This is a genomic window from Chryseobacterium sp. MHB01 (assembly GCF_034651565.1).
Taxonomy (GTDB): domain Bacteria; phylum Bacteroidota; class Bacteroidia; order Flavobacteriales; family Weeksellaceae; genus Chryseobacterium; species Chryseobacterium nepalense.
Window position 1 is genome coordinate 38,413 of the sequence record NZ_JAYEDA010000006.1, and the last position, 14,180, is coordinate 52,592.

Genomic DNA, 14,180 nt, shown 5'->3' on the forward strand with positions numbered 1-14,180 from the left:
ATGATTAAACTTAACGCAAAACCGGTCAACTTTAAAATAGGAGAATACATCAGCAACGGATATGAGTTTTACAAAGCAAATTTCGGAAGTTTGCTGGGAGCTTTTCTGCTTGCCATGATCATGTCCATTATCCCTTTCTGCGGGCTTTTGGCGATAGGGAATTTTTATAAATATTGCCGCGATTTAAGAGCCGGAAGAAATGTAAGTGCAGGGGATATTTTCAATTTTGATGATTTTACGCCTTACTTTCTGATACAACTGGTTTTGCTGGGCGGGATGATGGTAATCTATATTCCGATGCTGTTTATGATCCCGATGCTGGCAGACAGAGATCCTTCCGCAGGTCCGCCAGCTCTTTTTATTATTTATATGATCTTCGTTTATATAGCGATCTTAATCGTTTGTCTGAAAGGATTCTATATGCCAGCTTTAATTTCTCTAGGAAGAATTATAGATATTAAAGAAGCATGGAAGATCTCTTCCGTAATGACTAAAGGAAATCTATTGTCAATCTTTTTATACTCACTGGCTGTAGGAGTCTTATCGCAGTTGGGGATTATTGCATGCTTTATTGGTTTGATTTTTACCATGCCTTTTTTGTATGCTGCGCATTACTTTGCGTATGAAGATGCTTTGAAGCAGGTTACCTATGATGAAATTCAGGAAATTGGAATTAAAAATGAACTTTAAAATTAAAAATATTAAAATCGGGCAGCCAAAATTTTGGCTTTTGCTGTTGTGTTTGTCGGTGCTGAATTCGTGCTACACTTTCACGGGCTCATCTCTTAAAGATGAAAAGACCATTCAGATTAATGAGTTCCCGAACAACGCACCCTTAGTAAATCCTACGCTTTCGCAGCAGTTTTCTACAGACATTCAGAACAGGTTTTTACAAAGAACAACGTTAAAAGGAACAAAAGAAAACCCAGATATTCTGGTGGAAGGTGAAATTACGGATTATTCAATCACACCTACAACGATCAGCTCTAATACCGTAACCAATCAAAATACGGGAGGAGTAATTCAGGAGTCACAGAATAAACTCACCATTACAGTGAAAGTGCATTATGAAAACAGACTTCATCCTGAACTAAGCTTCGACAGGTCATATTCTGATGAAGCGGTATTCAACAGTAATTTATCGCAATCTGATATCGAAAGCTCTCAGGTGAAAATTGCGACCGACAGGATTATTAATAAGATATTTAACGACATTGTAGCGAACTGGTAAGATGAATCATAGAGTTTTAGAATTATTAAAGACCCCAAAAAGCATTCAGTCGGAAGATCTCAATCTTCTGAAAGAGGAAATTAATTCTTTTCCCTATATTCAAAATATCAGAGCATTGTACTTGTATGGAGTTCATCTGTACGATAAAGAAAATTATCAGAAAGTGCTCTCTACCACAGCAGCATATACCACGGATAAAAAAATTCTTTATCAGCTGATTAACGGTAAAATCCAACAGAAACCTAAGGCAGAAATTCCTGCGGAAACGATACAGGAAAAAATCATTCCTATGGAAAATCCGCTTCAGCTTTTATTGCGGTCTAAAGCTTCTGTTTTTCCTTTAAAAAGAGAAGAAGAACCCGTTTCGGAAGATCATCCTGAAACAGTTGAAGAGACGGCAGAAATACTTGCTGACGATGAAAATAGTTTTGGAATACCTCCGGAACCAAAGCCTGAAGCCAAAGAAGTTTTTGTAAACGGGGAAAGAAACAGAATTTTATTTGAAGGAGAAGAGAATTTTCTTGAAGATGACAATGTTGAGGTGATTGATCTGGAATCCACACTGGAATCCGGTTCTATTATTACTCAAAAACCTGATAAAAAAGAAGAAATACTACAAGATCAGGAATTTCTTCAGGAGGATGAAGATCCTGAAATTATTGAAGCTGAGGATTTTACACCGGAAACCATTATTGAAGAAGAAAAAATAAAGTCCGAATCCGAAAAAGAAGAGGTTTTAAACAATTCTGAATTAAGTTTCCATGAAACTGAATCATTTCTTCCGGATGTTCAGATCACTCAAAATGAAAATGAAAATGAATACGAAAATACAGAAGAAGTAGCCGACTTCACTACGGAAACAATTGTTAATGAAGACAGGCTTTCATCGTCTGAGGAAAAAGAAACCCTTCATGATGATTCCGAATTAAGCTTCCACGGAATGGAATCTTTCCTGCCGGATGTGAAAATACAACCGAACACGGATGAAAAAATAAAGGAAATTTCCCAGCCGGGTTTCAGCAAGCATGAAGATGAAATGCGCAGACTGATTGAAGAGGTTGAGAAAAAAATGAAAGAGAAAGCAGCTTCCGAAACTCCTAAAATAGAGGAAGAGTCGGAAAATGCAGGAAACGACATTAGCTTTTCGGAAACACAAAGTTTTGAGGTAAAAACTGAAGAACCGAAATCTGAAGAAGCAGATAAAGAAAGCGTTATTGAAAACAACGTTCAGCCCGAAGCCTCAGAAAAACAGGTGGAAGAAATTTCAGAAGAAAATAAAGCAGCGGTTGAACAGGCTCCGGAAGTAAATACTGCATGGAAGCCAATGTCACTCGAATCCAATCTTCCTGATTCTTTATTAAGTAAACCTGTAGAAAATGTTCAGCCGCAGCCGGAAATTCCTGCTGAATCCAAAGCAGAAGCTGTTCAAAAAGAAATTTCTGAAGAAACGGGCTCATTAGCGACAACGGAAATTATCGAACCTGTTGAAAATATGCCTGCGAAGCCAGAAGAACTTACAGAATCGAAAGAAGAAGATACAGCTGTGGAAATGGAGAAGGAGAATAAAGAGGAAGCACCGGTGATGAATGTGTCATTCTTTAGCTCAGGATGGACGATTCCTCAGCCTGAAAAGAAAGAACAAAAATCGGAAATACAGCAGGAAAATACACAGAAAGCAGCAGAAACAGCCTCTTCTGTTGAAAATGTAGTGGAAAACAAAAAATCCAGTCTTCTTGACAGCAATGTTCCGGGATTCATCAATACATGGCAAAGCTGGCTTAAGATTGACAGATCTTCGGAAACAAAGCAAGATAAAACAGAAGTCAAAAATAAGGTCATTGAGACTTTTATCGAGAATAATCCTAAAATCAGCCAGCTGAAGGAGGAAAGTAATTTTATCATAAAGGAAAAAGGAGACGATATTTCTCATTTGATGACGGAGACACTGGCCAACCTTTATTTTGAACAAAAGCTTTACACAAAAGCCATTAAGGCTTTCGAAACCCTCATTAAAAAAACACCTGAAAAGAAGGAATATTATGAAAACAGGATTCAGGAAATAAAAGACTTCAGAACCAAAGGATAAATCTATGAATATACTATCCATAAATGCTTTTCAGATACTAACTGTTACTATATTCTTCGCTGTATTGTATGCAGCAGCCATAGCAGTTCTTTTTAAAAACAGATCCGGTATTTTGCCTTATCTGGCATTGATTCTTTTTCCGTTAATCGGTCCTTTGGGAATTATTGTAGGAAATTATACAAAAAAAATAAAATAATTGGGGCGGAAAATTTCCGCCCCAATTATTTATGCTGATAATGAATTACTCTCGGTTATTAATCTTTTTTCATCGATTGACAAAGCTTTATAAACTGCTCTTCAACATCCTGAAACTTCTCAGGCATTTCAGGAGATATCCAGAAAAGCATGGCCATTGTTTTATTCCCGAAGCTTTCTTTAAAAAGATCTTTATGAAGACGGTAACATTCTCTGAGAAGCCTTTTCACCCGGTTTCTGTGTACTGCTCTTTTAAAATATTTTTTTGAAACCGATACCGCAAACTTCGTATGTTCAACAGGTGCGGCAGGCTTATCTTTCAGAATAATAATTCTCAGGTTCCCATTGCTTCGCCATTTACCTTTTTCAAAAAGTAAAGAAATCTCGGTGTTTTTTTTAAGCTTTTCAGCTCTGGGATATTTAAAGTTTGTCATTTACGACGTAAATATAAGAGAATTTAATCTTTTTTAACCAGGTAATTAATTACCTCTGCTGCCGCATACAATCCGAAAATTGCAGGAATAAAGCTGATAGTTCCGTAAAAAGATCTCTTATAATTGCTTCCGTCGGTCATCTTTAAACTTTCCTCATTCTGAATTTCATTTGAAAAAACACAACGGATTCCCTTGTTGATTTTCTCCTTTTTCAGTCTTTTCCGTACCTGTTTTGCAAGGTAGCAGTTGTGGGTTTTGCTGATATCCCGCACCATAACTTTACTGGGATCTGTTTTTCCACCGGCTCCCATCGAGCTTACCACTTTTATTTTTCTCCTTCTCGCAGCAATTAGCAAGGTTAGCTTAGGCGTTACGCTGTCGATACAGTCTAGGATATAGTCGAATTTTCCTTCATCAAGAACCTGGTCCATTCTTTCCGGGTTAAGAAATTCATTGATTTTGGTTAAATGAAGCCTGGGATTGATGTCTAAAAGTCTTTCTGCCACCACTTCCACTTTGTGTTCTCCTACGGTTGAATGCAACGCAGGAAGCTGTCTGTTGATATTCGTGATGTCTACCGTATCCCCGTCTACAATTGTCATATTACCGACTCCGGCTCTTGCGAGGAATTCTGCGGCAAAAGAACCGACTCCTCCTAAACCTATAACCAGTACATTTGCCTTCGTTAGCTTTTCCAGACCTTCTTCTTTGATCAGAAGTTCCGTTCTTTCCAGCCAGTATTTATCCATTTTTTATTGTCTCTAAATTTTCTAAAACTTGTTGATGTAAATCCTCGGGCGAAATAGCTTTTATTTCTGCAACTTTTAGATACAGATCTCTGATATCAAAATCGTCATTATCGGTTTCTAAAAAGATTTTATCTAAAGGAGTAATTCTTAAAGTATTTTGCAAAGATAAATTATACAAAAGCGCTTTTCCAAAACTCAGGTAAAAATTATTTTTAAGCAAATCTTCAGCAATGCTTTCTTTTTTATTGAAACCATGAATGATCATGGGCTGTTCGGCATACTTTTTAAAAGAAATCACTTCATAAAATTTTCGTACACAATGAATAATGACAGGTTTTTTAATCTCATTGGCGATTCTGATCTGCCTCAGAAAAACATCTTCCTGCATTTTCAGATCAGCTTCTGCAAAAGAATCCAATCCGCATTCTCCAATGGCAATGCAGTTTTCTGTAATAGTAGATTCAATCCACTGAAACTGCTCTTCTAGGGTTCTGATGTTAATAGCTTTAGGATGAATCCCAATGGAGTACGGAATATCAGTCGGTACACTATTCAGGTCCAGGTTGTAAATTCCGAAAGAAATATTTTTCTTATGATGATGAAAATCAAAAAATTCCATATTCAAAAATACTATTAATTTACATCTTGCGTAAATTCTTAAACGAACGTTTATAAAATCTGTTAAAAATTTCTTAACTTTACTTCAAAGTGCATTGCATGAAGAAAAAATTTACAGAAAAACAAATACACATTTTAGACATTGCCGAAGAGCTGATTGCAAAAAAAGGCTACGAAGGCACATCCGTAAGAGACATCTGTTCCAAAGCAAATATCAATGTTGCGATGATTTCTTATTATTTCGGGTCTAAAGAAAAAATGATGTCTTATCTTTATCAGTATCGGGTGCTGAAAACAAGAGAAAACTTTTCCGAGTTTGCAGATACTATTAAAGAAGGGAAACCGGAAATGCAGATGAAAGAAATTATTAAATACATTGTCGCACAGTTGTTTAAATACAATTACTTTCACGGATTCGTTACCCAGGAACTCCGCCATACGGAAAATCTCAAAGACGAATTAATGGATTTTTATCAGCTTTTTGTCAAAAAACTGGATGAGGTAATAAAGAAAGGAGTTACCTCAGGTGTATTCACTTTTACTCCTAAACCGGAAGATATTCTCACCACCATTATCGGATCCACTTTATTTGTAATCCGGAACCGGAATTTTTATGAACTCTATGTTCCGAATAAAAGTGAGGAAACCTATTCCAAAGAGGCAGAAAAAAAAGTCAGAATGAATCTCTTAATGAGCGTTTTTGCAATTTTAGGATACGCAGCAGACTAAATTTACGTTAAATAATCATAAAAAAAAATCTATTGACAAAAAAGTTATATTTTTGCAAATTAGTAAATCGGCTGTATAATCCGAAAACTGTTGAATTTTTTATATGAAAAAATATATTTTAGGTCTTTTTGCTGTAGCGGTAGTAGCATCGTGCGTAAGCAATCAGGAAAGAGCAATGAAAAGCGCGGATAAAAATCTCATCTTAAAAACCGCCAATGACAATTTCGCTAAAAAGAAATGGAAAAATGCATTGGCTCTTTATGACAGGCTTGCCAATTTAGTGGCAGGAACGGATGACTTTCCAAATGTTGCATTTAATACAGCTTATGCCAATTATTACGATAAGAATTTCAGATTAGCAGGAAATCAGTTTAAAAACTTTGCGGTGAATTTCCCGAAAGATCCGAGAGCTGAAGAAGCAGCATATATGGCCGCTTTGTGTTATTATGAAGGTTCCATGGATTATAACCTGGATCAGTCTACCACACAGTCTGCCATCACAGAACTTCAGGAATTCCTGAATAATTACCCGAATTCGGAAAGATCCAAAAATATCAGTACCCTGATTGATGAACTATCTTATAAGCTTGAATTCAAAGCCTATGAAAATGCAAGACAGTACTTCAAAATGGGAGAATATAAAGCGGCTAACGTAGCCTTGGAAAATGTTCTTGAAGACTTCCCGAGTACAAAACTTCGTCCGCAGATTTATGATTATATCATAAAATCAAGATATGAGTTGGCAACAAAGTCTGTTTATGATCTGAAAGATGAGCGAATTGAAAGCGCGTTGGCATTTACAAGACAGATTGAAAAAGAAATGCCAAATACGGAACTTGCCAAAACAGCACTTGATATCAGAGAAAAGCTTGAAAAAGAAAAGAAAGATTTCGTAGTTGTTAAAAAGCAAACCGAAGCAAAAATTGCCGCATTAACGGAAAGACAGAAAAAACTTCAGGCTCAGAACGATGAAAAGACAAAAACAGAGCAGCAGATGAAAGATCAGGTAGAGGCAGAGAAGAAAGCAATGCAGATCCAGAGGGATAGTGCAGCAATTAACACACCTCCGCCGGCGGCCACTTTCAAAATTCAAAGATAATTCGTAAATTTGCGAACTTAAATAAAAATAATATTCTCAAAATGAGTGTAAAAGATACAAAAGCAGAAGTTAATACCATTACTTACGATAAGGATAAGATTGAAGACAAAGTAGGCTCAATCTACGAAGCGATTGTTATCATGGGAAAAAGAGCAGAGCAGATCAATGCTGAAATCCGTACGGAACTTCACAATAAGCTTGATGAGTTTGCGGTTCACAATTCTACATTAGAAGAAGTTTTCGAAAACAGAGAGCAGATCGAAATCTCAAAGCATTACGAAAAGCTTCCGAAGCCAACTTCCATTGCTATTGAAGAATGGCTGAACGAAGATATTTACTTCAGAAAAACTGAAGAAAGAAAATAAAAATCAGTATATTTTTATAAACAAAGGTCATAAAGGAAATCTTTTCTTTATGACCTTTGTTGTTCGAACAGGTTTGTAAGAAAAAATAAGTAATTTAGTATTCTTAAAATTAAATTGAATGAGCCTTTCCGGGAAAAAAATTCTCATCGCGGTCTCTGGAGGAATTGCAGCGTACAAAATTCACTTTCTGATCAGGGATTTTATTAAAAAAGGAGCAGAAGTACAGGTCATCATAACACCTGATGCTGAACATTTTGTAACCAAGCTTAGCATTTCCACCCTCTCCAAAAAACCGGTATATTCAGATTTTTACAGTGACAACGGAACCTGGAACAGCCATGTGGAAATGGCACTTTGGGCAGACGTGATGATTGTTGCGCCCTGTACCGCGGGTACTCTTTCCAAAATGGTTCACGGGATGTGTGATAATCTTGTCATTGCGACTTATATGTCAGCGAAATGTCCTGTTTTTATCGCTCCAGCAATGGACCTCGATATGTATGCACACCCTTCAACCAAAAGAAATCTCGAACTGGCGGAAAGCTTCGGGCATATTGTAATTCCTGCCGAAACCGGCGAACTGGCAAGTGGACTGAGCGGACAGGGAAGAATGTCTGAGCCTGAAACCATTGCCCGGACAATAGAAGATTTTTTTGATGTAAATACTAAAAAAACACTCGAAGGCAAAACCGTTTTAATTACAGCGGGGCCTACCTACGAAGCGATTGATCCCGTAAGATTCATCGGGAATCATTCATCGGGAAAAATGGGATTTTCCCTTGCAGAGGAAGCTTCAAAAAGAGGAGCAAAAGTCATTTTGATTTCGGGACCAAGTTCTGAGAAACCGATCAATAAAAGTATTGAACTGCATAAAGTGACTTCGGCAAAAGATATGCTGGCAAAAGTTTTTGAATTTTATGATACTGTTGATATTGGAATTGCCAGTGCAGCAGTTGCAGATTATGCTCCTAAGGAAGTTGCTAAGGAAAAAATTAAAAAAAATGATGAATATTTAACGATAGAGCTGGTTAAAAATCCGGATATTCTTAAGACCATGGGCGAGAAGAAAACGCGGCAGTTTTTAGTTGGTTTTGCGCTTGAAACCCAGAATGAAGAAGAAAACGCCAAAGCAAAATTTGAAAAGAAAAATCTGGATATGATTGTTTTGAATTCCTTGCGTGATGAAGGCGCCGGATTTAAGAACGATACCAATAAAATAAAAATATTTACCAGAACGGAAAAGAAAGAATTTGATCTGAAATCTAAAGAAGATGTCGCTAAAGATATTCTGGATTGTATTGAAGCTCAAATTTTAAAATAATTTTAATAAATTTCCGTTCTCAATCTTTACTATAAAAATGAAAAAATTTTTAAGCATATTTTTAATTCTGTTTTTATTCAGCCAAAGTTTCTCCCAGGAGTTGCTGGCTACCGTGCAGGTGAATGCCCAACAGCTGGGCGGAAGTAACCAGTCGGCATACAAAGCGCTGGAAAAAAGCCTCAGGGATTTCATTAATAATACAAGCTGGACAGGAAAAAGGCTTCAGAATTTTGAAAAGATAAAATCAAATTTTGCGATTGTTATCAGCGAAAGAGACGGAAACAGATTTAGGGGAAGCATTGTCGTACAGGCAGTTCGCCCGGTGTATAATACCACTTATGAATCTCCGCTTCTCAATCTTCAGGATCAGCGTTTTTCTTTTGATTACGTGGAAAATGAAAATCTTATTTTCAACGAAAGACAGTTTTCCGGGAAAAATCTTATTGATGTGATCAGCTTTTATGTTTATGTAATCCTAGGAGTTGATGCAGACAGTTTTCAGTCGATGGCAGGAACGCAATGGTTTCAGAAAGCCCAGCAAATTGCCCAGAACGGAGAATCTCAGAATACGTACGATGGCTGGAAGCAGATTAATGAACCGAGAAGCCGTTCTATTTTAATCAAAGAAATAATGAGCCCGAACTGGAACCAGCTGCGTGCAACCATCTATTCTTATCACAGAGCAGGACTTGATAATCTTTTTAATCAGGACCAGACTGCAGCTAAAAAAGTGATTTTTGATGCTTTAATGCAGTTAAGGCAATATGAAAATTCTTTCCAGCAGGCCTATTTTTTTAATCTTTTTATGGATACGAAGGCTGATGAGATCTTTAATATTTTTAATTCCGGGAACAATGGAGGGATCGTTTTGGCAGATCTTAAAAACGAATTGATCATACTTTCTCCTAAAAGCACAGAATCCCGCTGGAACAAATGGAAACAGTAATCTTCACTTGAATCCTGAAATCTAATGTTCTATATTTGCAATAGCTAAAGTAACCGCTATTATCAATGCTTTCGAGAATATACATTAAAAACTTTGCCCTTATCGACACCCTTGAAGTGTCTTTAAATAACGGTCTTCAGGTGATTACCGGGGAAACTGGTGCCGGAAAATCTATCATTTTGGGTGCTTTGCGACTGATCCTTGGAGAAAGGGCAGATGTAAAATCGATCTCAAAAGCAGAAGAAAAAAGTATTGTTGAGACCGAATTTGCTTTAAATAATCAGTTTAAAAAATTCTTTATCGAAAATGATCTGGATTATGAACATCAGACCATTATCCGAAGAGAAATTCTGCCTTCAGGAAAATCCAGGGCTTTTATTAATGATGTTCCGGTAACACTGGATGTTTTAAGGGAATTGTCTTCCCAATTGATCGATATTCATTCCCAATTTGAAACTTCAAATCTTTTTACCGCAGAATATCAATTCAAAATTATTGACGGACTTTCTGAAAACAAACAGACCATTCAGGATTATCAGAATGAATTTTCGGATTTTCAAAGTCTTAAAATACAGCTTAAAAAACTTCAGACACAACTTTCAGAGGCTAATAAGGAAAGCGACTATAAAACATTTTTACTGAATGAGCTTGAAGAGCTCCACCTGGACGATGTTGATTATGAAGAGCTTCAGAACCAGCTTTCCATCCAGGAAAATGCAGAAATGATCTCCGATAATCTTGCGCAGGTGTTATCAAGATTTCATCAGGAAGAAGTAGGAATTCTCTCATTTTTTAATGAAGCTAAAAACAAACTCTCCAGGATTGCGGAAGTGTCAGGAAGTTTTAACGAGCTTAATGAAAGGCTGGAAACTTCCTTCGTGGAATTAAAAGATATCATTTCCGAACTGGAGGATGAAGCAGAAAACATTGAAGTGAACCCGGAAAATCTGGTCTTATTAATTGAGTTAAATAACAGGATCAACAGCCTTTTTATAAAGCATAATGTTACAGATGTTTCCGGATTAATAGAGATCAGGGATCAGCTGTCAGGAGAGCAGCAGGGAGCATCGGAACTGGAATCCCAGATTGAAGATATTCAGAAGAATATTGCTAAAAAAGAAAAATCACTTCAGACGTTATCCGGCACATTGTCAAAAAACAGGAAAAAATATATTCCTGTCTTTATTAAGAAAACAGAAGCTTTACTCAAAAAATTAGGCCTTGAGAAAGCCAGAGTAGATATTGAATTGCAGGATACCGCTGATTTCAATCAATTCGGGAAAGAAAATATTCAGCTGTTGTTTCAGGCTAATTCCGGATTTCCTTTAAAACCTATTCAGACCGCCATTTCCGGTGGTGAAAGATCGAGAGTGATGCTGGCTGTAAAGAAAATTATTGCCGAGAGTGATGAGCTTCCGACCTTAATTTTAGACGAAATCGATACCGGCGTTTCCGGAAAAGTAGCGGAAGAGATCGGAAACCTGATGCGCGAAATGTCTGCCGATATGCAGCTGATCGTCATTTCTCACCTCGCTCAGGTGGCTGCAAAAGGAAACAACAACTATAAAGTGGTGAAGCAGGATGTGGCCGGAAGAACACAATCCACCATCGTTTCTTTGAGTGATGAAGAGAAGCTCAACGAAATAGCCCAGCTTCTTTCCGGAAGTAAAATTACAGAAGCAGCGTTGGCGCAGGCTAAGGAATTAATCGGATAAATTTGAATTTATTTTAAAATATAAGGACTTCTGAATTTTTCAGAGGTCTTTTTTTTAATTTAGTTTGTCATCCTGAAAGGGTCTAAATATAGTATCAACATTTTAATCATACGTTTAAACTCCTGAAGAATGATAGCCTGTATCTCTTTTTATACAGCTAAAATCTCCTGAGCTTACAAACAATATGTTTGAACCCTCCGGAGATGTTGTTTGGTTTCCTGCAACTTGCGGGAGACTTCCGGAGACCTCCGTTGGTTCCCTGCAAAATGTTTTAAACAAACGGAGAACTGCTGAAGACCTACGCAGACTGTTGGGAACTTCCGTAGGTGTCGGGTGATTCTAAGCAGGGTTATTTTGATTACTGTAAAATACATCTTGATTAAAAGTTAAAAATTGTAACAATTATATCTTTATAAGAACTAATGTAATAAAAGATAACTATGTTTATAAAATTCCTGAAATTAGAGTTCAAAAGTTTTTTTAGAGGAAGTTCTTTAGGAATCAACCTCGCGATGAAAATTCTTCGCTTTATCGGAATTCTCTATTTTATGGCATGTTTGGTGGGAGGAGCATTTGGTGCATTCTTTTACATTCAGGAGGAAATGCATCAGAACCCGATACAAGTGGTTTCCAGGTTTATGATCGTGGCCTGGGCGGTAGATCTTATTGTGAAATACATCTGGCAGGAATTACCCACACAAAACATCAAGCCTTTTCTTACCCTTAATATTCCTAAGAAAACGCTGGTCAATTATATGATGGGTAAAACTTTTCTGTCTGCTTTCAGCTGGCTGAATTCCCTGTTTCTGATCACTTTTGCCATTATCGCATTGTTCAATGGATATAATGCATCGGGTGTCGTGGCATGGCTGGTAGGAATTTCACTGTTATTTTATCTGAACAATTTTATCAATATTCTTTTTAATGATAAAGAGATCGTTGCCATTGTTGTCGGCTGTATTTTTACGGGAGTGGCAGCATTAGGTTATTATAATATTGTTCCTGTTCTGGATTATTCTGAAAAGTTTTTCTTTAATTTTTACGAAAGACCTTATTTTGTAGTAATTTCCGTTGTATTGTTTTCTGCTTTATGGAAAATCTGCTTCAGTCATATCCGAGAGGTATTTTATCTGGATCAGGGGCTGGAAGTTAAAAAAGAGGTCGGGAAAACAGAAAATATCATGTTCCTGAATAAATACGGAGCCATTGGAACATTCATCAACAATGATATTAAATTACTAAAACGGAATAAAGTTACCAAAGGAATTGTTTGGGGCAGTTTTCTGTTTCTTTTCTACGGATTACTGATGTTCTCTTCACCTATTTATAAAACACCGGCCATGATGATGTTTATGGGATTGTTTGTAACGGGAGGATTTCAGTTTATGTTCGGACAGCGGGTTCCTGCTTTCGACAGTTCATATTATCCATTAATGATGACCCTGAATGTTCCTTACAAAGAATATTTGAAAGCAAAATGGTGGCTGATGAATATCGTAACAGGCTTTTCGATCATTCTGGCGTTGTGTTACGTCTATTTCGGATGGGATATGTACCTTACTTTTTTTGCGGCAGGAATTTATAATATTGGGGTCAATTCTCAGTTTACACTCTGGTCCGGGGCATTCAACAAAATGCAGATTGACCTGAATGCAAAAGAAAAGAGGTTCGGGCAGAAAAACAGCTTTAATATGAAATCTTTGCTGCTGCTGATTCCTAAATTATTCTTACCGATGGTTGTATTTGCAATCGTAAAATATTCTCTCGGAATTGAGGCCGGCGTGATAAGCATTGCTGTTTTGGGATTAATAGGATTTTTATTAAGAGAAAAAATATTCGATATTATCGTAAAACATTATAAGGTAGAAAAATACAGTACATTAGAAGCATTCAAAAATAAAGACTAATATGATCACAATTAATAATTTAACAAAAACATACGGCAAAGCAACCGTTTTAAATATAGAACATCTTGAAATTCCGAATGGTGAAACTTTCGGTTTGGTAGGAAATAATGGTGCTGGAAAAACCACGCTATTCAGCCTGATGCTTGATCTGATTCAGGCAACAACAGGATTCGTAAGCATCGACGGAATAAAAGTACACGAATCTGAAGCGTGGAAAAACAAAGTTTCTGCTTTTGTGGACGATTCTTTCCTGATCGGTTATCTTACTCCGGAAGAGTATTTCTACTTTATCGGGGAGCTAAGAGGCCAAAACAAAGCTTCTGTTGATGAGTTTTTAAAACAGTTTCATGATCTTTTCAACGGTGAAATTTTAAATTCCGGGAAATATGTCCGTGACCTTTCTAAAGGGAACCAGAAAAAAGTGGGAATTGTTGGCGCCATTATCGGAAATCCTGAAATCATCATTCTCGATGAGCCTTTTGCCAACCTGGATCCTTCCACGCAGATCAAACTTAAAAACCTCATTAAAGAATTATCAAAACAGGAGGGTGTTACTTTCCTTATCTCCAGTCATGATCTTTCGCACACAACGGAAGTCTGCAACAGAATTGTTGTGGTAAATAAAGGCCAGCTGGTAAAAGATATCCAGACCAATCCGGAAACGTTGAGAGATCTCGAGCAGTATTTTGCAGACCAGATTTCAAGTCCGGCAGAAAGTACGAATAGTCCTGTTTAATAGATATTAGCAATATTTCAAATTTAAAAATCATTTATCCATATTTATG

At 36.9% G+C, this 14,180-nt stretch carries 16 protein-coding genes; 13 read left to right on the forward strand and 3 right to left on the reverse strand.

Going from position 1 to position 14,180, the window contains the following annotated elements; genetic code table 11:
• The 4 genes from U9K52_RS11140 to U9K52_RS11155 are packed head-to-tail and all read left to right on the forward strand — an operon-like array spanning position 1 to position 3,513.
• The gene (locus U9K52_RS11140; protein WP_322926526.1) at positions 1-690 is read left to right on the forward strand and encodes a hypothetical protein; all 690 of its coding nucleotides are present in this window, start codon (positions 1-3) and stop codon (positions 688-690) included.
• Positions 680-1,231 carry an LptE family protein gene (locus U9K52_RS11145; protein WP_248389529.1) on the forward strand — a complete coding sequence of 184 codons (552 nt, stop codon included), beginning with the start codon at positions 680-682 and terminating at the stop codon, positions 1,229-1,231. The genes U9K52_RS11140 and U9K52_RS11145 overlap by 11 nt, the downstream gene beginning before the upstream one ends.
• 1 nt (position 1,232) lies before the next feature.
• Positions 1,233-3,317, forward strand: a complete 2,085-nt coding sequence (locus tag U9K52_RS11150; RefSeq protein ID WP_322926528.1) for a hypothetical protein — start codon at positions 1,233-1,235, stop codon at positions 3,315-3,317.
• A gap of 4 nt (positions 3,318-3,321) precedes the next feature.
• Complete coding sequence (locus U9K52_RS11155) at positions 3,322-3,513, forward strand: hypothetical protein (protein WP_322926530.1); 192 nt, start codon at positions 3,322-3,324, stop codon at positions 3,511-3,513.
• Positions 3,514-3,571: 58 nt separating this feature from the next.
• Here the strand turns inward: U9K52_RS11155 and rnpA are convergent, their stop codons facing one another.
• Genes rnpA through U9K52_RS11170 form a run of 3 tightly spaced genes read right to left on the reverse strand, consistent with a single transcriptional unit; the run spans position 3,572 to position 5,314 of the window.
• Positions 3,572-3,946 carry a ribonuclease P protein component gene (rnpA, locus tag U9K52_RS11160; RefSeq protein ID WP_263601804.1) on the reverse strand — a complete coding sequence of 125 codons (375 nt, stop codon included), beginning with the start codon at positions 3,944-3,946 and terminating at the stop codon, positions 3,572-3,574.
• A 23-nt stretch (positions 3,947-3,969) separates the two neighbouring features.
• Entirely contained in the window at positions 3,970-4,695 is a 726-nt protein-coding gene (locus tag U9K52_RS11165; protein WP_263601803.1) for a tRNA threonylcarbamoyladenosine dehydratase, read from the reverse strand.
• On the reverse strand, positions 4,688-5,314 hold the full coding sequence (locus tag U9K52_RS11170) for a TatD family hydrolase (RefSeq protein WP_312176523.1): 627 nt from the start codon (positions 5,312-5,314) through the stop codon (positions 4,688-4,690). The genes U9K52_RS11165 and U9K52_RS11170 overlap by 8 nt, the downstream gene beginning before the upstream one ends.
• Before the next feature lie 98 nt (positions 5,315-5,412).
• Between U9K52_RS11170 and U9K52_RS11175 the strand changes: the two genes are divergently transcribed.
• The 9 genes from U9K52_RS11175 to U9K52_RS11215 all read left to right on the forward strand — a co-directional run bounded on the left by U9K52_RS11175 (position 5,413) and on the right by U9K52_RS11215 (position 14,131).
• Positions 5,413-6,042 (forward strand): TetR/AcrR family transcriptional regulator, encoded by a 630-nt coding sequence (locus tag U9K52_RS11175; RefSeq protein WP_248389542.1) that lies wholly within the window; start codon positions 5,413-5,415, stop codon positions 6,040-6,042.
• A gap of 103 nt (positions 6,043-6,145) precedes the next feature.
• Complete coding sequence (locus tag U9K52_RS11180; protein WP_263601801.1) at positions 6,146-7,141, forward strand: outer membrane protein assembly factor BamD; 996 nt, start codon at positions 6,146-6,148, stop codon at positions 7,139-7,141.
• A 41-nt stretch (positions 7,142-7,182) separates the two neighbouring features.
• Positions 7,183-7,506, forward strand: coding sequence for a DNA-directed RNA polymerase subunit omega (locus tag U9K52_RS11185; RefSeq protein ID WP_027378789.1), 324 nt, complete (start codon positions 7,183-7,185; stop codon positions 7,504-7,506).
• A gap of 118 nt (positions 7,507-7,624) precedes the next feature.
• The gene (gene coaBC / locus U9K52_RS11190) at positions 7,625-8,827 is read left to right on the forward strand and encodes a bifunctional phosphopantothenoylcysteine decarboxylase/phosphopantothenate--cysteine ligase CoaBC (RefSeq protein ID WP_322926538.1); all 1,203 of its coding nucleotides are present in this window, start codon (positions 7,625-7,627) and stop codon (positions 8,825-8,827) included.
• 37 nt (positions 8,828-8,864) lie between these two features.
• Positions 8,865-9,773, forward strand: coding sequence for a DUF4835 family protein (locus U9K52_RS11195; protein ID WP_248389548.1), 909 nt, complete (start codon positions 8,865-8,867; stop codon positions 9,771-9,773).
• Positions 9,774-9,838: 65 nt separating this feature from the next.
• On the forward strand, positions 9,839-11,488 hold the full coding sequence (locus U9K52_RS11200) for a DNA repair protein RecN (protein ID WP_322926540.1): 1,650 nt from the start codon (positions 9,839-9,841) through the stop codon (positions 11,486-11,488).
• Positions 11,489-11,672: 184 nt separating this feature from the next.
• Positions 11,673-11,825 (forward strand): hypothetical protein, encoded by a 153-nt coding sequence (locus U9K52_RS11205; RefSeq protein WP_322926541.1) that lies wholly within the window; start codon positions 11,673-11,675, stop codon positions 11,823-11,825.
• Positions 11,826-11,928: 103 nt separating this feature from the next.
• On the forward strand, positions 11,929-13,395 hold the full coding sequence (locus U9K52_RS11210; protein ID WP_322926542.1) for a DUF5687 family protein: 1,467 nt from the start codon (positions 11,929-11,931) through the stop codon (positions 13,393-13,395).
• A gap of 1 nt (position 13,396) precedes the next feature.
• The gene (locus tag U9K52_RS11215) at positions 13,397-14,131 is read left to right on the forward strand and encodes an ABC transporter ATP-binding protein (RefSeq protein ID WP_322926543.1); all 735 of its coding nucleotides are present in this window, start codon (positions 13,397-13,399) and stop codon (positions 14,129-14,131) included.
• Positions 14,132-14,180 lie beyond the last annotated feature (49 nt).